The organism is Nocardia sp. NPDC046473 (genome assembly GCF_040645995.1).
In the GTDB taxonomy this organism is placed as follows: Bacteria; Actinomycetota; Actinomycetes; order Mycobacteriales; family Mycobacteriaceae; genus Nocardia.
This window is the reverse complement of record NZ_JBEYZJ010000037.1, coordinates 1-1,320: the sequence shown is the minus strand read 5'-3', so window position 1 is coordinate 1,320 and position 1,320 is coordinate 1. Positions and strand designations below refer to the sequence as shown.

At 63.4% G+C, this 1,320-nt stretch carries 1 protein-coding gene; it reads left to right on the top strand.

Going from position 1 to position 1,320, the window contains the following annotated elements; translation table 11 throughout:
• Positions 1-48: 48 nt before the first annotated feature.
• A complete protein-coding gene (locus ABZ942_RS43815) occupies positions 49-1,311 on the top strand; it encodes an IS30 family transposase (RefSeq protein ID WP_357392280.1) in 1,263 nt (420 codons plus the stop codon).
• Positions 1,312-1,320: the final 9 nt, after the last annotated feature.

Below are 1,320 nucleotides of genomic sequence, written 5' to 3'. Positions count from 1 at the left end.
GGCGGATTCAAGGAGTCATTGCAACGCTGCTGATCTGGGAGTGTTGTGATGGTTCGTGTGTCGGGTGTTGTGTTGAGCCGGTTTTGGGGGTTGGTGGGTGAGGGGGTGTCGCCCTCGGTTGCTGGGGTGGCGGTAGGGGTGTCGGGTAGTACTGGTCATCGGTTGTTCGTTGAGGCTGGTGGGGTGAAACCTCGTGTGGGTGTGGTGGGTTCGGGTGGGTCGCGTGCTCGGTTGAGTGTGAGTGAGCGGGAGGAGATCGCGGTCGGGGTCGAGCGGGGAGAGTCGGTGCGTTCGATCGCGGATCGGCTTGGTCGTGCGGCCTCGACGATCTCGCGGGAGATCCGCCGTAATGCCAGCCCGCGTCGTTATGGCCGCCCGATCCGGTATCGGCAGGAGTATCGGATCGGGGCCGAGCCGCGTAGAGGGCCTGTTCAGCAGGTGCACTATCGCGCCGTCATGGCCCAGCAGCGTGCCGAGGCTCGGGCGCGGCGGCCTAAAACCTCGAAGCTGGCCGGTGATGAGAGGTTGGCTGGTCAGGTCGGTGACTGGTTGGCCGAGAAGTACAGTCCCGAACAGATCAGCCATCGGTTGCGGGCGGAATTTCCCGGTGAGGAGCGGATGCGGGTGTCTCACGAAACGATCTACCGCGCCTTGTTCGTTCAGGGCCGTGGTGGTTTGCGCCGTGAGCTGCATCAACAGTTGCGTAGCGGACGTGTAGTGCGTAAACCTCGCCGCTCGGTCGGGCAGCGTGGCTCGCGGATCCCGGGCATGGTCAACATCAGTGATCGTCCTGCCGAGGTCGAAGACCGGGCCGTGCCCGGGCATTGGGAAGGCGATCTGATCACCGGTGCCCACAACGGCTCAGCGATCGGCACCCTGGTCGAACGCATGACCCGGTTCGTGATCCTGCTGCACCTGCCTGCCGATCACTCCGCGCTCGCGGTCCAAGAAGCGATGATCGCCAAGATGAGTCAGCTCCCGGCGATCCTGCGGAAAACCCTGACCTGGGACCAGGGCCGGGAAATGACCAACCACGCCCAGATCGCGGCCGCGACCGATCTCGACATCTACTTCTGCGATCCTCACTCACCCTGGCAACGCGGCACCAACGAAAACACCAACGGCCTTCTGCGCCAATACTTCCCCAAAGGACAAGACCTCTCGGTCTTCCCCGCCGACTACCTCGACTACGTCGCCGCCCAGCTCAACAACCGACCCCGCAAAACCCTCAACTGGGCCAACCCCGCCGAAGCACTCGACCAACTACTCTCGAACCCGACCAATCCACCCGGTGTTGCAATAACCGCCTGAATCCGCCTC